Here is a 16,854-nt window from a genome sequence, read left to right as displayed (position 1 = left end):
CCTCAGCCCCTTCGAGAGACACGGGGACTCCGCCTCGCGGATCAGCGCGCCGCCTTCAGGGCCTTCCAGTCCGCTTCGGCTTGGTCCGCATAGGCCCGCGCGAAGGCGGTGAGCCGCTTCGTGGCCTCCTGCGTGTCGCCGCCCAGCCATGACTCCAGCCGCGTGGCCTGCTCCCGCGTGTGGCCGTGCGCCCGCGCCAGCACCACGCCCGCCTGTTCGACGGTGGAGTGCAGCGCCTTCTTCTTGGAGAGCGCGCCGTCGTCCAGCTTGCCCTTCTCCGGCTCCACCTCGCGCACGAGGAAGGCCCGGCCGCCCATGCTCACCGCGCCCGTGAGCGGGTTCACGTCACCGGCCAGCTCCCGCTGTGCCTCCACGACGTCCGCGCCGTTGGCGGGGCTCGGGGGCGAACCCACGCTGGGGGCCAGCAGCTCCTTCAACTCCAGCAGCACGGGGGGAGCGTTCGGCTCCTTCGCGCCCACGAGCACGCAGTCGCGCTCCAGGCCGTAGCTGCTGCCCCCCGCGTCCAGACGCTCCGCGAGGTCCAGGACGTTCAGGGGGACGGCCACGCCCTCGGTGCCCTTCAGGGACGTCGCGTACTGCGCCAGCGCCGCTTGCACCGCGGCCTTCCGCGTCGCCTCCAGGGGCCTGAGCGTGTCCGTGGTGAGGAAGCGGGGCCCCTTGGACCCGTCGAACTTCACGTACTTCGCCAGCAGGTCCTTCGCCGACGTGTCGCGCGAGTCACTGATGAGGTCCTTCACGGGTCCGGACGACTCCTTTCGGGTCAGGAACGCGCCCGGGTTCGCATCCCCGTCCGCCAGCAGCTCCAGCGTCTCGACGTAGGCCTCCGCCAACGTCCGCACCGCCTCCGCCTGCTCCGTGGCCGACAGGCCCGCCCCGCGCGCGGTGAGCACGGCGCTGGTGGCCAGCCGCGCGAGGTCCGCCTCCGGTGACGCGGTGCCCGCCTGGTCGAAGTCGTTGAGCCCCCACACCGCCTTGCCCTCCGGTCCCCGGAACGTGCCCAGGTTGCCCAGGTGGGCATCGCCCATCACCAGGATGTCGGGGGCCGGCCGGTCCACCAGCTTCGCCGCCTGCGCGTACGGGCCCCGGAGGTCGGAGTGGAAGAGGGCGGGCATCGCCCGGAACATGGCCGACGGGCTCTCGCGCATCATCGCGAGCTTCTCCTTCAGGCGCGCCGGTGGCAGGCCCAGCTTCGCGTTGAAGTCGCGCACGAAGGCCACCCCCTGGGCGGGCTCCCGCGCGAGTCCGGTCGGGAGCCGCCCCGGGGCGTTCGCGGCCACGGCCCCGTGGGGGCGCGCGGAAGGGGGCAGGGGCGCCTGGGGCTGGAGGGCGCTCGCGGAGGCCAGCGTCAGCACCGTCACCACGAGGGTGGCGCCAGCGGAGGGCATCCGGGGGGCTGGCGGGGGCTTGGGCGGGATGCGCATGGACGACCTTCCGACAGGTTATCGTCATAAGCGCGGCGCGGGTTGCCGGCCCACTCCCGGCGTGCGTGCCGGGGTGCTAAGGAGCCAGCCCATGCTGGAGCGTTTCAGCGACAAGGTGAAGAAGGGCCTGCGCGGCTGGACCGAGCGCATGGCGGGCGAAGCACAATCCGGCGAACTCCAGGGCCTGGCCCGGACGGAGAACGAGTACGGGGTGGATCCGTTCGGGTTCAACCTGGACTACAGCCTGGCGGCCATCGCCCCGTTCCTGTGGCTCTACCGCCACTACTTCCGCGTGGAGGCCTACGGCGCGGACCGCATCCCCGCCGGGCGCGTGCTGCTGGTATCCAACCACTCCGGCCAGCTGCCCATGGACGGCGCGATGATTGGCATCGCCCTGATGGTGGAGGGCTCTCCGCCGCGCGCCATCCGCAGCATGGTGGAGAAGTGGGTGCCGTCGCTGCCCTACGTCTCCACCTTCATGGCGCGCGTGGGCCAGATTGTCGGCACGCCGGAGAACTGCCGCCGCCTGCTGGAGGCGGAAGAGGCCATCCTCGTGTTCCCCGAGGGCACGCGCGGCCTCAACAAGCTGTGGCCCCAGCGCTACCAGCTCCAGGAGTTCGGCCTGGGCTTCATGCGGCTGGCCCTGGAGACGAACACGCCCATCGTCCCCATCGCCGTGGTGGGCGCGGAGGAGCAGGCCCCCGCGCTGATGAACTTGAAGCCCCTGGCGAAGCTCCTGGGCATGCCGTCCTTCCCCATCACGCCCACGGGCGCGGCCTTCCCGCTGCCCACGAAGTACCGGATCTACTTCGGAGACGCGCTGCACTTCACCGGCCGCGCGGACGACGAGGACAGTGAACTCGACAAGAAGGTGCGCACCGTGAAGGCCTCCATCCAGGGGATGCTCCAGCAGGGGCTCAAGGAACGCCGGAGCGTGTTCTGGTGAGCGCCCCGCACGAGGAGGAGAAGGAGGGCGGGGATGCGAAGAAGCCCGCCGTCGTCGTCACCGGCATCAGCGGCAACCTGGGCCGCACCCTGGCGAAGATGCTGCACAAGCGCGAGCGCATCATCGGCATCGATCGGCGCCCCTTCCTGGGCAAGCCGAAGGACGTCGAGATGCACCAGATGGACCTGCGCAAGAAGAAGGCGGAGGACGTCTTTCGCAAGAACGAGATCCGCGCCGTCATCCACATGGGCATCATGCACGACCCGCGCATGAGCGAGGAGGAGCACCACTCCTTCAACGTCGTGGGCACCACGCGCCTGCTGGAGTACTGCGCGAAGTACGGCGTGAAGAAGGTGGTCGTCCTGTCCTCGGCCAATGTCTACGGCCCCAGCCCGGACAACTCCAACTTCCTCACGGAGGACGCGCCGCTGATGGCCGCCAGCCGCTTCTCCGGGGTGCGCGACCTCATCGAAGTGGACATGCTGGCGCACAGCTTCTTCTGGAAGCATCCGCACATCGAGACGGTCATCCTGCGGCCCGTCCACATCGTCGGGCCCACCATCAAGAACGCGCCGTCCAACTACCTGCGGCTGCGCTACCCGTGGACGCTCGCGGGCTTCGACCCGATGGTGCAGCTCATCCACGTGGAGGACGTGGCGCGCGCGATGGTGGAGGCCCTGCGCCCGGAGCCCAAGGGCGTCTACAACGTCGTCGGTCCCGGCCAGGTGCCCCTGTCCGCGGTGCTGGGAGAGCTGGGCCACACCGCCATCCCCGTGCCGCACCCGGTGGCCCGCCCGCTCCTGGGCCTGATGTTCCGCTACCGCCTGGCCAACTTCCCGCCCCCGGAGCTGGACCACATCCAGTTCCTCTGCGCCGTGGACGGCAACCGGTGGGTCCAGGACGTCGGCTGGAAGTCCCGGTACTCCATGCGCGACACCATCCGCTCCGTGGTCGGCGAGTAGCGGATTTCCCATGGGCCGCCCCCGTATCCCCTGACACGGATGTCATTGGGAGGGTGGTGGGGTGGCAGGGGGCCCCTGACAGGACTGTCAGGAGGGGCCCGGTGGCGGTGGGGGGCTCGGGCACGCAAGTGTTTGATTTCCCAGGGAGGCTGAGGGCAGGGCAGGGGGGCGCGAAGGTTGGCACCGCCCTTGCTCATGTCCCTGGCAACACGGCGAGGTCGCAGCGGGCCTGAGCAACACCGCGCGGCACCGTCACCCTGGTAGGGGGTTCCATTGGGGAACCCTCGACGCCCACCGTCTCGGCCGGCCCCGAGGCGGTGGGCGACTTTTTTTCTACTCCAGCTCGCCCGCGAACGGGCCCGCCTGCTGCTTCTCCAGCAGCCAGACGCCGTCCCGGAAGACGAACTCCGAGGTGACGGCCTCGGTCTGTTCGGAGGCGGAGGGCAGGCGCATCCACTGGATGCGGCTGTGGACGGTGGCGCGCTTGCCGTCCTCGGAGAGCTTCACGGATTCGATTTCGTAGTCCGTGACGGTGAGGTCGCGGTCGTCGTGCAGCTCGCGGCGCTGGCGCTCGAAGTCCTGGCGCTCCTCGGGGACGAGGAAGGTGGACAGGGCGCGGTAGTTGCGCCAGCGCAGGTTCTTGTGGAAGCCCTCCACGACGGGGCGGAGCGCGTCCAGGTCCGAGGACGGCGGCGTGTGGGCGCACGCCCCACCGAGGAGCAGGGCGAACATCAGGGCAGGCAGGCGGTTCACCTGCACGACGCTACCACCCGCCGCGTGCGTGGGACGAGGGCGGTGCTATGGTCCGCACTTCCCGCCCGAGCACCGGAGTCGCGACTCAACATGGCCAAGTCGATGGTGGAGCGCTACGAGCAGCTCCTCCGGCAGGACCCGACCTCTTCCGTCTTCGTGGAGTTGGCGAAGGCGTTGTTGGAGAAGGGAGACGCGGCGCGCACGATTGAAGTGTGCACCCAAGGCATCACCCACCACCCCACGTCCACCGTGGGACGGGTGCTGTGGGGCAAGGCCCTCATCCAACTGGGCCGTCCCGCGGAGGCGATGGAGCAGTTCGACCAGGCCATCGCCATCGAGAAGGACAACCCCTACGCCTACAACCTCATTGGCGAGGTGTTGTTGCAGCGCGGGCTGTTCCGCTCGGCGCTGCCCATCCTTCGCAAGGCCGTGGCGCTCCAGCCCAACAACGGGCGCGTGAAGCAGTGGCTGGACCAGGCCCAGCAGGCGCTGTCGGGTGGGCCCGCGCCCATCTTCGCGGACCTGGGCACGCTGGCCGTTCCTGCGGCGGCCCCGGACGACGACGAAGCGCCGGCGCCGGCGACCGAAGCGCAGCCCTCCGCGTTCGGTGCGCGAGCTGCCGCGGCCGCGGGGCTGGAGCCGCGTCGGGCCCGGGCGGAGACGCCAGCAGGAGGCCTGGAGCACGCCGCGTCCGGCACCGCGCCGACGAGCGGAGAGGCCCCGACGGCGGCGGATTCCGGCACCCCGGCGGAGGCACGCGCTTCGGCAGGGCATGCGTCCCCGGACGGGGCGGAGGGCTCCACCGGCCCGGGCGCCGAGCGCACGGCGCAGGGACGCGACACGGCTCCTGGCACCGGGAGCACGGCCCAGGGGAACGACGCGGATCCGCACTCCGAGCGCACGGCGCAGGGAAGTGACGCGGATCCGGGTTCCGAGCACACGGCGCAGGGAAGTGACGCGGATCCGGCTTCCGAGCGCTCGGCGCAGGGAAGTGACGCGGATCCGGCTTCCGAGCTGATGGGGCAGGACGGGGCCAGGGCTTCTTCCAGGCGCTCGACGCGGGACGGGGCCACGACCTCCGGAGAGCCGGAGCAGGGCCCCCCCACGGAGCCTGGTTCCGAGGGTACGGCGCAGGGCGGTGCCCCGGAGCAGGATGGAGCCTCCGCGCAGGGGACCGGGACCCAGGGTGGCCCTCCGGCGCCGGGGAGCGGCCGGGGACGCTCGTCCGGAATGCTCGCGGACCTCCCGGAGCTCCCGGCCGACGAGCCCGCCTCGTCGCAGGGGAGTGGACTGCTCGGGAACCTTCCAGGCCCCGAGGCGGTCCGGCCCCGGGCCGCCGCGCCGGTGGCGCCCGTGGCGGCGACGTCGGGTGGCAAGCGCTCACTGCTGGATGACATCCCGGACGCCTCGGACCTGGCGGCGGCCGCGGCTCGCAACAAGGCGGCGGCGAACGCGAAGGACACGGAGGCGCTCGCCGCGAAGTACGAGCGCGAGATGCACGAGAAGATCGCCAAGGAGCGGGCGAAGCAGTCCCTCCTGGAGCGCTACGGCACGAAGACCGTGGCCCTCTTCGTCGCGGTCATCTTCCTCATCGCGAGCGCGGGCTTCTTCGTCCTCTACCGCTCCCGCAGCGGCGGCCAGACACTGTCGGAGACGCTGGAGCTGGCCCGGCGCGCGGTGGCGCAGGACACGGGCGCGTCGCTGGACGAAGCGCTCCGGCAGCTTGAACGCGCGCGCGACATGGACGAGTCCAGCGCGCAGGCCTGGGCGCTGACGGCCTACGCGCACGCGCTGCGCTACCAGGACCACGGCGGTGCTTCCGAGGACCGGCGTCAGGCGCTGGAGGCGCTGGAGAGGCCGGGCGTGAAGGACGGCTTCGGGGGCCTGGCGCTGGCCACCAACGAGCTGGTGGCGGACGAGCGGGGCCGCGAATCGACGCGCCGCGCGCTGCTCGCCTCGCAGGACGAGGTGACGGAGGTGCACGCGCTGGCGGGCAACCTGCTGCTGGCGGCGAAGGACGAGAAGCAGGCCCTGGACCGCTTCGACCGGGCGCTCAAGGCGTCGCCGGGCAACGTCCGCGCGCTGGTGTCCCTGGGCGGCTACTACCTAGCCTCCGAGGACTTCGCGCAGGCGCTGGAGATGTTCAAGCGCGCGCGAGACGTCTCCAAGGAGCACCCGGCCGCCCGCATCGGCATGGCCGAAAGCCGGCTCGCGCTGGAGCAGGATCTGGACGCCGCCCTGGCGGAGGTGGCGCCGTTGGCGAAGGATCCGCGGCTGCCTCCCGCGCTCAAGCCCCGTCAGCAGCTCGTGCACGGTGAGCTGCTGTCCGCGCTGGGCCGGTACGAGGAGGCGCGCCCGCTGCTCTCCCAGGGCACGCAGGGGCCGCTGGCCATGGACTTCCAGCTCGCGCTCGGCGCCGCGGGCCGGGCCGCCGGCAAGCTGGAGGCCGCGCAGCAGGCCTACGAGGCCGCCTTGAAGCTCCAGCCCAAGAGCGAGACCGCGAAGGAAGGCCTGGGCCGCACGCTGCTGGACCGCGACCGCGAGCGCGAGGCGCTCCAGCGGCTGGAGGTGGATGGTGGCCGCAAGGTGGCGCTGGTGCGAGGCGCGGCGTACGCGCGGCTCGGGGACTGGAAGAAGGCCCGCGTGGAGCTGGCCCGCACGCGCGTGAACGACCGCTACCCGCCGGAGGCCGTCGCCTGGCTGGCGCTGGCGGACGCGAACGAAGGCAACGGCGCCCAGGCGCGCGACGTGCTGGAGAAGGCGCTGGCCAAGCGGCCGCGCACCGACCTGCGCGTGGCGCTGGGGCAGGTGTACTGGCGTGAGCGCGCGCTGGACAAGGCACAGGCCCAGTTCGACGAGGCGCTGAAGGACCCGCGCGACTACGAAGGCGCGTGTTCGCTGGGGCGGCTGCTGCTGGCGCGCGGCCTGCCGGACATGGCCCTCAAGCCGCTGACGCAGGCGGTGGAGCGCAACGGCGCGCACGGCGAAGCCCGCGATGCGCTGGGCCGGGCGCTGCTGGCCCTGGGCCGCACGCCGGAGGCGCTGAAGCAGTTCGAGGCGTGGCAGCTGGACAACCCGGGCAACGCGGCGGCGCACAAGGGCTTCGCGCTGGCGCTGTACCAGTCCGGCCGCCGCAAGGAGGCGGAAGGGGCGTCCGGCCGCGCGGTGAAGCTCGCGCCGGATGACGCGGAGGGGCAGCGGCTGCGCGCGGCGCTCCTGTTCAGCAACGGCGACGCGAAGGGCGGCTTCTCGGCGCTGGAGCGCGCCAACAAGCTGGACTCCAAGGACCCCGACACCTTCTGTGAAATCGCCCAGGCCTTCCTGCGCCAGGGCCAGGTGGAGAGCGCGGACGCGGCCTTCGCGGCGGCGCGGCGCGAGGGGCCGGACGCGACGTGCGGCCGCGTGGGAGAGCTGTACGCGCAGCTGCCCGGCGGAGGCCGTGGGGCGTCGCGCACGCTGAAGGACCTGGCCGACAAGGCGCCCACCGTCTGGGACAAGGCCTTCGCCCAGACGACGCTCGCGAGGGTGCTGCTGGGCGCCGGTCTGGTGAAGGAGGCGCGGGTGGCGGCCGACGAGGCCGTGAAGCTGGCCCCCTTCAGCGGCCGGGCGCACCTGGCGCTGGGGCTGGTGGCCTTCAAGCAGCGGCAGGAGGCGCCCGCGCGCGAGGCGCTGGCCAAGGCGGTGGAGCTGGAGCCCACGGACGGCATGGCGCACCTGGCGCTGGCGGACGTCCTGGCACGCGAGACGGCGGAGCTGCCCCGGGCGGTGGAGTCCTACGAGGCCTTCCTCAAGCTCGCCGGGGGCGCGCCGGAAGCCACCCGCGTGAAGAAGGCCCTTCCGCTCCTCAAGCGTCGGGCGTCGAGATAGCGTGACCGACGTGCGCGAGCGGCCCCCGTCTTCACCCCTGCTGCAGGTCATGTGGGGCAACGCCTTCCTGCTGTCGGTGCTCTACCTGCTGGTGGGCATCGTGGTGGAGCTGCTCCGGCGACGGTTCCGCTCGCCGCTGGTCGAGCGCCTGTCCATGGCGCTCGACTCCCTGCCGGCGCGGGCGCTGGAGGTGGTGCACGGCCTGGAGCCGCTGCGCGCGGCCTACTTCGACGGCCGCATCTCCGACCTGGGAGTGCGCGTCCTCTTCGGCGTCGTCACCGTGGTGGTCATCTTCCTGCTCGCGCTGGTGGTGGGCGCCATCATGGGCGTGCTGCGGTGGGCCATCCTTCGCGCCGCCAGCCGCAAGGGCGGCCCGCCCCCGGCCTGACGGCCTGGACTCACGTGGGGCGGCGCAGCTTCGACTTGCGCACGCGCGGCGGCACCGGCGTGGCCTGCGGCTCATGGCCCGCGGCGCGCGCCATCATGCAGATCTCCACCACCTTGGGGCCGAAGCGCTCCCAGCGGCTCTCCCCGGTGCCCTTCACCGCGAGGAAGGACTCCCGGTCCACCGGCAGCGCGGAGGCGATGCCCAGCAGCGTCGCGTCGTTGAAGATGATGAAGGGCGCGATGCCCAGGTCCTTCGCCAGGTCCTTGCGCCAGCGGCGCAGCTCCGTGGACGCAAGCTCGCTGTAGACCATCACGGGCGCGCCGGCCCCCGCGGATGAGGAGCGCGAGGAGGACCCGGACGGCTTGGGCATCATGCTGCCCGCGCACCGGTCGCACGTCCCGCATACGGCCGCCGCGTCCGCCTGCCCGAAGTAGCCGAGGATGAACGCGCGCCGGCACTTCGGCGTGTACGCGTAGTCCGTCATCCGCTTGAGCATCAGCAGGTTGTGCCGCTCCTGCGTGCGAACGCGGCTCAAGTCCACGCTCAGGTCGCGGAACGGCACGCGCTCCAGCGCGCGGATGGAGCGCCCCGCGAAGGGCTTGCGCACCCGCACCACGCCCGCCTTCTCCAGGAGGCCCAGCGCGTGCCGGACCTCGTCCTCCGACAGCGCCGTGCGCCGGGCGAGGATGGGCAGCTCCGTGGTGGCCTGTCGCCCCACGGGGAACGTCTCCAGCAGTGAGCGCAAAAGCCGCTGGGTCTCTGGCGCGTGCGGCTGGGCGGAGGCCGCCTTGTCCGTCAACGTCAGGCCGTACTCGCCCTCGCCGCGCCCGCCGCGCTCCAGCTTGCCCTCGCGCTCGAAGATGCGCAGCGCGGCGGAGACCTCGAACTCGCTGGCCCCCACCATGCCCGCCAGCGCGTGCACGCCCCGGTCGAACTCCTCCACGCCCTGGAGCGCGGTCCACACGTCGGACAGCACGGCCTCGGACGGGTGGCTGCTCTCGATGAGGCGCTCCTGCGTGTACACGTCCGCGTGGTTGAACAGCAGCACCGCCGTGGCGGGGTTGCCGTCCCGGCCCGCGCGGCCAATCTCCTGGTAGTACGCCTCCACCGCCCGGGGGATGTTGGCGTGCGCGACGAAGCGGATGTCCGGCTTGTCGATGCCCATCCCGAAGGCGTTGGTGGCCACCGCCACCGCGTCCTTCGCGGACATGAAGTCCTCCTGAGCGCGGCGGCGGGCGTCGTCCTCCATGCCCGCGTGGTAGAGCACCGCGCGCACCTTGCGCGTCACGAGCGCGGAGTGCATCCCTTCCGCGGCCTTGCGCGTGGAGCAGTAGATGATGCCGCTGCCCCCCTTCGCCGCCAGCTGCGTGCAGGCCTCCCGGCGCTCCTCGTCCCCGTTGACGTTCACCACGTCGAGGAAGAGGTTCGGCCGATCAAAGCCCTGGGCGAACACCCGGGGCTCCTTCATCAGCAGCACGCGGACGATGTCGTCGCGCACCTCCGGCGTCGCCGTGGCGGTGAGCGCCACCGTGCGCGGGGGGCGCAGCCGCTTGCGCACCTGGCCCAGCAGCGCGTAGTCCGGCCGGAAGTCGTGGCCCCACTGGGAGATGCAGTGCGCCTCGTCCACGGCGAACAGCTCCACGCCCAGCTCCGCGACCAGCTCCATGAAGCTCCCGCTGCGGAAGCGCTCCGGCGCGACGTAGAGCAGCTTGTACTCGCGGGCGCGCAGCTTGCGCAGGCGCTCCGCCCGCTCCAGGTCCGACAGCGACGAGTTGATGAAGGTGGCCGGGATGCCCTTCGCGGTGAGCTGCTCCACCTGGTCCTTCATCAGCGCGATGAGCGGCGACACCACCAGCGTGATGCCCGGCAGCAGCAGCGCCGGGAGCTGGTAGCACAGGCTCTTGCCCGCGCCCGTGGGCATCACCACCACGGTGTTGCGGCCGCTGAGCACCGAGTTGATGACGGAGGCCTGGCCGGGACGAAACTCCGACAGGCCGAAGTACCGCACCAGTCCCCGCTGGGCATCTTCGAGGAAGGGCAGGGACTCCAGCATCGCGCGCATGTTCATCATCCTGGGTCGGCCGTCAACGCCTATCCCTGTCCGTGGGCACCGGCGCCCCACCTCACAAGTCGAGCCCCGGAGGAAGTGGAACCGCCAGCGCGGCCCGTTTCCGCGCCACCTCGCGCCGCAGGTGCTCCGTCCGCTCCGGGTCCAGGCGACCGTCCACGAGGACGTCCCCTTCGCGTGTGCCCGGTGGCAGCCTCCAGCGCTCCACGGTGCACGCCTGCCCGCTCCCGGTCGTGATCACCCGAGCCCGCGTGCCTTCCAGCAGCTCCACCCGCACGGGGCTCGTGCCCACCCCCAGCAGCACCCCCGCCGCCATCACCAACCTCCACCCGGCGTGCCACACTTGCGTCGCCCCTCCCGCTCGCTGTCTGGCAGCAGGCCCCGCTCCAGCATGGAAACATAGGCGCCGTCCCCCACGACGACATGGTCCAGCAGCTTCACGCCCAGCAGCCCCGCCGCCCGCGCCAGGTGTTCGGTGAGCCCCACGTCCTGGACGCTGGGCTCGGGGTCACCCGAGGGATGGTTGTGCGCGAGCACGATGGCGGTGGCCCTCGCGGACAGCGTCGCGGCGAACACCTCGCGCGGGTCGACCGGGCACGCGCTCAGCGTCCCTTCCGCCACCCGGGCGTCGTGCACCAGCACGTTGCGCGGGTTGAAGCACAGCACGTGGAAGACCTCGCGCCGGAGCCCGCCCAGCGTGGGCGCCAGGTACGCGTGGATGTCCTTCGGCGTGCGCAGCCGGGGCCGGCGCTCCGGTGAACGCTGCGCGCGCCGCCCCAGCTCCAGCGCCGCCAGCAGCCGCGACGTCCGGGCGGGGCCCACGCCCCGCCGCGCGCAGAGGGTGCGCGGATCCTCCTGCACCAGCGCCTTGAGCCCGCCCCGCGTCAGCCCTCCTTCCGCCACGTCCTTCAGGCCCGCGCCTCGCGGTCCCTCCGTCCACAGCAGGCCCAGCAGCTCCAGGTCGGTGAGGGCCTCCGCGCCCAACCGGAAGAGGCGCTCGCGCGCGTCCTCCGTGCGGGCCCTCACCGACCCTCCGCCCGTGGATCCCCCTTCGCCCGACCCCACCCACGCCTCGCCACCCTGTTCCATCCCGCCTCCCTCCACGCGGCGGAGACAGAGCAAGGCATGTGCCCTGACCTCCCACTCCGGGAGAAATGAAGGCCCTCCGTCCAGACCTGCGCGAAGGGGCCGGGCCGTGGGACGGACAGCGGTGCTCCAGTGGGCTCTCGGCGCGCGAAAAGCGGGGGCGCGCCGGGCCGCTAGAAGCGGGAGATGGCGAAGAAGCCCTTGATCTTGTCGTTCGTCTCGCGGAGCCGCTCGCTCAGCGTGCGGACGAACGTCCAGAGGAGCACGTAGGCCAGGTCCTTGTCCGTGAACATGAGCTGGTCCAGCTTCTCCCGCTCGATGACCCACACCGTGCAGCCGCTGTGGGCGATGGCGTCCGCGGAGCGGGGTGAATCCTCGATGACCGCCATCTCCCCGAAATACTGGCCCGGTTCGAGGATGGCGAGCGCCTCCTCCCCGATGCCCGGCACGGATTTGGAAATGCGCACCTTGCCGTCGGTGAGGATGAACATGTCCTGCCCGGTGTCGCCCTCGCGGAAGACGAAGTCGCCGGCCGGGTAGGTCCGGGATTGGGCAATCCGGGCGACCTTGGCGAGCTGGCCCTGGGTCAATCCCTCGAAGAGCGCAACCTTCTTGAGGACAGCGGCATCCATGGGGTCCAGGTACGTATCATGGCCTGGAGTACGGCGTCTGGTACCGTCCGGGCCCGAAAACGCATCAGCGCAGGAGGCGCCGTGTCGCAGGACAAGATTCAGAAGGTCACCATCATCGGTTCAGGGCCCGCGGGCTACACGGCCGCCATCTACGCGGCGCGCGCGAACCTGGAGCCCGTGGTGTTCGCCGGTGGCCCCACCCTGGAGCACCCCCAGCGCGTGCCGGGCGGCCAGCTCATGGTCACCACCGACGTGGAGAACTACCCCGGCTTCGCGGAGCCCATCACCGGCCCGGAGCTGATGGAGCGCTTCCAGAAGCAGGCGGAGCGCTTCGGCACCGCGCTGCACATGGAGAACATCACCAAGGTGGACTTCTCCCAGCGGCCCTTCCTGCTGGAGAGCGAGAGCGGCATGCAGGTGCGCTCGGAGACGGTCATCATCTCCACGGGCGCCACCGCCAAGTGGCTGAACGTGAAGGGCGAGGACACCTACAAGAACCGGGGCGTGTCCGCGTGCGCCACCTGTGACGGGGCCTTCTTCAAGAAGCAGGACGTGCTGGTGGTGGGCGGCGGCGACACGGCCATGGAAGAGGCCACGTACCTGGCGAAGATCGTCAACCACGTCACGCTCATCCACCGCCGTGACTCGCTGCGCGCCTCCAAGGTGATGCAGGAGCGCGCGCTCAACAACCCGAAGATCTCCTTCCTGTGGAACTCCGCCGTGGAGGAGGTGGTGGGCAACAGCAAGGGGATGACGGGCGCCGTGGTGCGCAATCTGAAGACGAACGACAGCCAGCTGCTCACCGCCACCGGCCTGTTCGTCGCCATCGGCCACACGCCGAACACGGAGCTGTTCCAGGGCATCCTGGAGACGCACCAGGGCGGCTACCTGAAGACCGTTCCCGGCAGCACGCGCACCAACATCCCCGGCGTCTTCGCCTGCGGTGACGTGCAGGACAGCTACTACCGTCAGGCCATCACCGCCGCGGGCACCGGCTGCATGGCCGCCATCGACGCGGAGCGCTGGCTCATCGAACACGGCGAGTAGCCCTCCCTGCCTTCCAGCGAGACGACACGTCCATGAGCACGAAGCAGAAGACGGTGGCGGTGCACGCGGGCTCCCGGCTCACCGGGAGCAAGGCCGTGCCCGTCATGCCGCCCATCTTCCCGGCGGCGGTGAACTGGTTCGACAGCAGCGACGACCTGTCGGACGCGCTGGACGGCAAGGACTACGCCTACGGCCGCATCAGCGCGCCCAACGCGGCGCTGCTGGAGGAGGCGGTGGCGGCGCTGGAGGGCGCGGAGGCGTGCGTCGCGTACGCCAGCGGCATGGCCGCGCTGCGCTCGCTCTTCGACGCGCAGCCGTGGAAGGCCGGGGACGTGCTGGTGATGCCCACGGATGGCTACGGCGTCACGCGCTTCCTCTACAAGAACCTGTGCGCCCGCTGGGGGGTGGAGCTGCGGCCCCTGAATCAGACGGACCCGGGGGCGCCTTCGCGCATCCGGGAGTGGCGCCCGCGCATGGTGCTGGCGGAGAGCATCTCCAACCCGCTGCTGCGCGTGCCGGACATCCGCGCGCTCGCGCAGGCGAGCCGCGACGCGGGGGCTGTGTTCGCGGTGGACGCGACGTTCCCATCCCCCTTCGGCCAGCGCGCGCTGGAGCTGGGCGCGGACTACGCGGTGCAGTCCACCAGCAAGTGGCTCAACGGCCACAGCGACGCGCTGGGCGGCACGGTGAGCGGCTCGAAGGCGCGGATGGATCCGCTGCGTTCGGCGCGCGTGCTGTCGGGGGACGTGCTGGGCCCCTTCGAGGCGTGGCTCACCCTGCGCGGCTTGAGGACGCTGCCCGTCCGCATGAAGGCCCACAACGAGCACGCGGCGCACGTCGCGAAGCGGCTGTCGGATTCGCCGCTGCTGGAGCGGGTCATCTACCCGGGCCTCGCGTCCCATCCGGACCACGCGGTGGCGGGCCGGGTGCTGGAGGGGGGCTTCGGGCCCATGGTGGCGTTTGAAGTCCGGGGCGCGGGCCAGAAGGAGGGCGACCGGTTCCTGGAGGCGCTGCGGGTGTGCAAGCCCGGGCCGTCGCTGGGGGACGTGGGCACGCTGGTGATGCACGCGGCCAGCGCCAGCGCCCGCCGGATGACGCCCGAGGAGCGGGCCCACGCGGGCATCCGCGACAACCTCATCCGCGTGTCCGTGGGGTTGGAAGACCCGGACGACGTGGCGGACGACCTGCTCGCCGCGGTGGCGAAGGGGGCCGGCCGGTGAAGATGGTGGACGTCGGCGACAAGCCGAAGACGGAGCGCGTGGCGGTGGCCACGGCGCGCCTGCGGATGCTGCCCGCGACGCGTGAGCGCATCCTCGCGGGCAAGGTGGAGAAGGGGGACGTGCTCGCGGCGGCGCGGCTCGCGGGCATCATGGCCGCCAAGCGCACGCCGGACTTCGTGCCCCTGTGCCACCCCATCGCGCTCGCGGGCGTGGAGGTGACGCTCACGCCCGTGGCGGAGGGGTTGGACGTGCGCGTGCGGGTGAAGACGGTGGACCGCACGGGCGTAGAGATGGAGGCGCTCACGGCCGCGTGCGCGGCGGCGCTCACCGTCTATGACATGTGCAAGAGCGTGGACCGCGGCATGGTCATCGAGGCCGTGCAACTGGACCACAAGTCCGGGGGCCGCTCGGGCACGTGGGAGCGCGAGGCGGAAGCCGCGCCGGTGGAGAAGCCCGTCCCCACGAAGTCCCGTCGCAAGACGTCCAGGCCTCGCTCCGCGCGCTGACGTCGGGCCTGCCTGGGGAAGGACGCGGTGACGCCGTGCCCCCGCGCGGCGGCGGCTCCAGCGTTGACTGCTATCGCCAGCCTTCCCTGCGCGGAGGCTCCGGTTGGACTGCTACCGCCGGCCTTCCGCGCGCAGCCGCTCCAGGAAGAACGCCACCACCACCAGCGAGTGCGTGATGTGCCCCTCCAGGATGAGCCGGGGCACGTCCGCGCGCGGGTGCAGCTCCACGGCGATGTCCTCGCCATCATCCGGGTGCCCGTCGCTCACGCGCTCGCAGTCGAGCGCCAGGAACGTGTGGCACCGGTTGGGCTGGAAGGCCGGGTTGGGGTGTACCGCGCCCAGCGCCTCCAGCCGCCCGGCACGGTAGCCCGTCTCCTCTTCCAGCTCGCGCGCGGCGGCGACCGCCGGGTCCTCGCCTTCGTCGATGCAGCCTCCGGGCACCTCCAGCGTCGGCGCGTCGATGCCGAAGCGGAACTGGCGCACCATCACCAGCTCGTCCTGCTTCGTCACCGCGATGACGTTCACCCAGTCCGCGCACTCCATCCGCACGCGCGGGTGCTCCTGCTGCGTGCGCGGATCCACCACCCGGTCCTCGCGCACCTTCACCACGCCGAAGTCGTGCTCCAGCCCCCGGCGCAGGCGCAACCAGGGCTTCAGACTCGGCGCTTTCGGTTCGGAGGCGGACGACATCGTGTGGCTTTCCTTCCAGCGGCTCCAGGGCCAGGGGTGCTGCGTTCACGGCGTGCTTCAGTTGAGCAGGGCCGCCCGTTCGCGCAATTCGCGCGCGGACATCTCCAGCCGCTCCCGGTCCGGCGCGTCCGGGGACAGCTCCAGGCAGCGCTCCACGTCCTTGAGCGCCGCGCGGAAGGCCCCCATCGTCGTGAGCAGCGCGGCCCGCGTGCGCAGCTCCCCCGGGTGGTCCGGCGCCAGCAGCAGCAGCAGGTCCACCACCGCCAGCCCGTGCTCGCTGTCCTCGCGCCCCAGGTACACGCGGCGCAGGTTGGACAGCATCCGGTAGGCGATGAGCTCCACGGGCGCGGGCGCCAGCATCGAGCGGTCGAACTTGAGCTGCGGCGCCACGCGCTTGAGCAGCTCCTCGCAGCCGTGCTCGGTGAGGATGTCGCCGTGGTGGAACGGATCCATCACCAGCTTGTGGTCGCCCGCGTCGCACGCCACCAGGAAGTGGCCGGGGAAGGGGACGCCGTACAGCGGGATGCCCGCGCGGCGCGCGACCTCCAGGTAGAGCACCGACAGGGTTATCGGCAGGCCCACCTTCCGCTCCAGCACCCGGTCCAGGAAGCTGTTGTCCGGGGCGTGGTAGTCGTCCTCGTTGCCCCGGAAGCCCTCGATGTCCGCCAGCACGTGGCGCAGGGCGCGCAGGGAGGCCAGGGCCTCGCCCTTCTCGCTGAGCCGCTCGGCCTCCACCTGCACCCGGCACGCGAGCGCGTCCAGCGTGTGCAGACACGCCGGGGCATCCAGGTCCACCCGCCCCAGCGTGGCGATGGCCAGGGCCGCCAGGTCCAGCCGCGGGGGATCCGCGGCCAGGGAAGACACCAGCCGCTCGCGTGCCAGCGGCGGGCCGAATCCAGAGGGAAAGCTCACGGTGCGCACCAGTAACCCACGGAAGGTCCTACGGCAAAGGCAGGCAGCCGAGCGTCAGGCAACCGGGGGCCTGGCAGGCAGGCGTCCTTTGATCTCCGCCCGCAGCGCCATCTGCGCCGAAATCAGTCCGGCCAGGATTCCATCCTCGAACTCGAAGGAGGGGTGCTCCTTCAACTGGGGGAAGTCATGCGGGTTGCGCATCTCCTCCGGCCCGATGTTGGGCACCGCCTCGCGCGCCAGGCGCAGCACCTTCGCCTGCTGCTGGGCGATCATCCGCTCATAGAGGGCGTTGGCCAGCTCCAGCAGCTGGTTCGCCGTGTCTTCCGTCATGGTGT

Annotated in this window: 16 protein-coding genes; 7 read left to right on the top strand and 9 right to left on the bottom strand. The window is 71.6% G+C overall.

Annotated features, from left to right (window positions below; genetic code table 11):
• Positions 1–41: 41 nt before the first annotated feature.
• Complete coding sequence (locus tag OV207_RS17055) at positions 42–1,442, bottom strand: DUF2252 family protein (protein WP_267556226.1); 1,401 nt, start codon at positions 1,440–1,442, stop codon at positions 42–44.
• A 91-nt stretch (positions 1,443–1,533) separates the two neighbouring features.
• On the opposite strand from OV207_RS17055, the gene OV207_RS17050 reads away from it, so the two are divergent.
• The gene (locus OV207_RS17050) at positions 1,534–2,388 is read left to right on the top strand and encodes a lysophospholipid acyltransferase family protein (RefSeq protein WP_193347703.1); all 855 of its coding nucleotides are present in this window, start codon (positions 1,534–1,536) and stop codon (positions 2,386–2,388) included.
• Complete coding sequence (locus OV207_RS17045) at positions 2,385–3,350, top strand: SDR family oxidoreductase (protein ID WP_193347704.1); 966 nt, start codon at positions 2,385–2,387, stop codon at positions 3,348–3,350. Before OV207_RS17050 ends, OV207_RS17045 begins: the two co-directional genes overlap by 4 nt.
• A gap of 333 nt (positions 3,351–3,683) precedes the next feature.
• Here the strand turns inward: OV207_RS17045 and OV207_RS17040 are convergent, their stop codons facing one another.
• Entirely contained in the window at positions 3,684–4,103 is a 420-nt protein-coding gene (locus OV207_RS17040; RefSeq protein ID WP_193347705.1) for a hypothetical protein, read from the bottom strand.
• A gap of 90 nt (positions 4,104–4,193) precedes the next feature.
• Here OV207_RS17040 and OV207_RS17035 point away from each other — a divergent pair, with 90 nt between their 5' ends.
• Together OV207_RS17035 and OV207_RS17030 are read left to right on the top strand one after the other, a co-directional pair.
• Positions 4,194–7,970 carry a tetratricopeptide repeat protein gene (locus tag OV207_RS17035; RefSeq protein WP_267556225.1) on the top strand — a complete coding sequence of 1,259 codons (3,777 nt, stop codon included), beginning with the start codon at positions 4,194–4,196 and terminating at the stop codon, positions 7,968–7,970.
• Between the two features lies 1 nt (position 7,971).
• Positions 7,972–8,358 carry a hypothetical protein gene (locus OV207_RS17030; RefSeq protein ID WP_420715229.1) on the top strand — a complete coding sequence of 129 codons (387 nt, stop codon included), beginning with the start codon at positions 7,972–7,974 and terminating at the stop codon, positions 8,356–8,358.
• Between the two features lie 10 nt (positions 8,359–8,368).
• On the opposite strand, the gene OV207_RS17025 is transcribed toward OV207_RS17030, so the two are convergent.
• From OV207_RS17025 to OV207_RS17010, 4 genes are all read right to left on the bottom strand, one after another.
• Entirely contained in the window at positions 8,369–10,420 is a 2,052-nt protein-coding gene (locus tag OV207_RS17025) for a RecQ family ATP-dependent DNA helicase (protein WP_420715228.1), read from the bottom strand.
• Positions 10,421–10,481: 61 nt separating this feature from the next.
• On the bottom strand, positions 10,482–10,742 hold the full coding sequence (locus OV207_RS17020; protein WP_193347708.1) for a DUF3006 domain-containing protein: 261 nt from the start codon (positions 10,740–10,742) through the stop codon (positions 10,482–10,484).
• The gene (gene radC / locus OV207_RS17015) at positions 10,742–11,515 is read right to left on the bottom strand and encodes a RadC family protein (RefSeq protein WP_267556222.1); all 774 of its coding nucleotides are present in this window, start codon (positions 11,513–11,515) and stop codon (positions 10,742–10,744) included. Before radC ends, OV207_RS17020 begins: the two co-directional genes overlap by 1 nt.
• A 170-nt stretch (positions 11,516–11,685) precedes the next feature.
• Positions 11,686–12,144, bottom strand: a complete 459-nt coding sequence (locus OV207_RS17010; protein ID WP_193347710.1) for a cyclic nucleotide-binding domain-containing protein — start codon at positions 12,142–12,144, stop codon at positions 11,686–11,688.
• Between the two features lie 81 nt (positions 12,145–12,225).
• Between OV207_RS17010 and trxB the strand changes: the two genes are divergently transcribed.
• From trxB to moaC, 3 genes are read left to right on the top strand one after another with little or no spacing between them, the layout of a single operon-like run.
• Complete coding sequence (gene trxB, locus OV207_RS17005; RefSeq protein ID WP_267556221.1) at positions 12,226–13,191, top strand: thioredoxin-disulfide reductase; 966 nt, start codon at positions 12,226–12,228, stop codon at positions 13,189–13,191.
• Positions 13,192–13,223: 32 nt separating this feature from the next.
• Positions 13,224–14,411, top strand: coding sequence for a trans-sulfuration enzyme family protein (locus tag OV207_RS17000; RefSeq protein WP_267556220.1), 1,188 nt, complete (start codon positions 13,224–13,226; stop codon positions 14,409–14,411).
• Positions 14,408–14,917, top strand: a complete 510-nt coding sequence (moaC, locus tag OV207_RS16995; RefSeq protein ID WP_267556219.1) for a cyclic pyranopterin monophosphate synthase MoaC — start codon at positions 14,408–14,410, stop codon at positions 14,915–14,917. Before OV207_RS17000 ends, moaC begins: the two co-directional genes overlap by 4 nt.
• 111 nt (positions 14,918–15,028) lie before the next feature.
• Here the strand turns inward: moaC and OV207_RS16990 are convergent, their stop codons facing one another.
• The 3 genes from OV207_RS16990 to OV207_RS16980 all read right to left on the bottom strand — a co-directional run bounded on the left by OV207_RS16990 (position 15,029) and on the right by OV207_RS16980 (position 16,849).
• Entirely contained in the window at positions 15,029–15,607 is a 579-nt protein-coding gene (locus OV207_RS16990) for an NUDIX hydrolase (RefSeq protein ID WP_267556218.1), read from the bottom strand.
• A gap of 57 nt (positions 15,608–15,664) precedes the next feature.
• The gene (locus OV207_RS16985) at positions 15,665–16,489 is read right to left on the bottom strand and encodes a SirB1 family protein (protein ID WP_193348197.1); all 825 of its coding nucleotides are present in this window, start codon (positions 16,487–16,489) and stop codon (positions 15,665–15,667) included.
• Positions 16,490–16,573: 84 nt separating this feature from the next.
• Positions 16,574–16,849: a hypothetical protein gene (locus tag OV207_RS16980; RefSeq protein ID WP_193347714.1), complete on the bottom strand. Its 276-nt coding sequence runs from the start codon at positions 16,847–16,849 to the stop codon at positions 16,574–16,576.
• Positions 16,850–16,854: the final 5 nt, after the last annotated feature.

Origin of the sequence: Corallococcus sp. BB11-1, assembly GCF_026626625.1 — a bacterium.
In the GTDB taxonomy this organism is placed as follows: Bacteria; Myxococcota; Myxococcia; order Myxococcales; family Myxococcaceae; genus Corallococcus; species Corallococcus soli.
The sequence above is the reverse complement of the archived record's forward strand: the minus strand, read 5'-3'. Positions and strand labels throughout refer to the sequence as shown.